This window comes from Bradyrhizobium sp. NAS96.2, assembly GCF_001908235.1.
In the GTDB taxonomy this organism is placed as follows: Bacteria; Pseudomonadota; Alphaproteobacteria; order Rhizobiales; family Xanthobacteraceae; genus Bradyrhizobium.
The window spans coordinates 1-725 of sequence record NZ_LGHK01000408.1 but is presented as its reverse complement, the minus strand read 5'-3'; the positions used below and the strand labels follow the sequence as shown (position 1 = coordinate 725).

Genomic DNA, 725 nt, shown 5'->3' with positions numbered 1-725 from the left:
ATTGGCCACCAACAGGATGCATGCAAGTAGAGCAAGCTTCGTTATAATTAGTTGACCGTAGGTCGTGCCAAGCCACTCGCCAGCCGAACTGGCGGAGCTAAACGCGAGCACCAAACCTGATGCGACGACGACGACCACGAAACCGATTGCTAGTTGGGAGAAACGTCGCAGCGTCGCTGCGACATAGACGCGCCGAGTCTCCGTGGGGGTGACAGCGACCGAAGCCACCAGCCAGATCCAAGCCGGTAAGGCCCCAAGCCAAGCAGAAACCGCGAGCACGTGAAGTTGATAGGTCGGAACGAGCCAACGGCTGTCGTCTTCCCCGGCGGCGTGTCCAGCAAGTGGACCAATCAGCGCGATCAGTGCTGCTGTCCCGCCTGTCACGATTGAAGCTAAACGTTGCTGCTGCCTCGACCAGCCGCGAATTAGGATCGCTGTCGGCAGCAGCAAAAGAAGAGAGAGCGCTAACCTTGCAAGCGTGATCCGACCGTAATGCGTGTCAAATCCGAAGCTTTCCAGCGTCTGGCCAGACGCTACTATCTCCGGTAGTGCCATATCTGTCGCAATCGCGACTTGAGCGATAAATAACCCAGCAGTAGCGAAGAGGTGAATGCCGGCCGCCCACAGAAAGCTCACCTGCACTCGTCTTTGCCAAGCGGCAAGGAACGGATCGGAAGACGGCGCTGCCAGCAACAGAAAGAGTACTCCGCCTACGACCCATGCAA

General features: G+C 57.7%; 1 protein-coding gene. It reads right to left on the bottom strand.

The features are described 5' to 3' along the window. The coding region (locus AC628_RS41595) for a CopD family protein (protein WP_210190344.1) at positions 1-693 on the bottom strand (693 nt) is incomplete at its 3' end. Between the last annotated feature and the right edge of the window lie 32 nt (positions 694-725).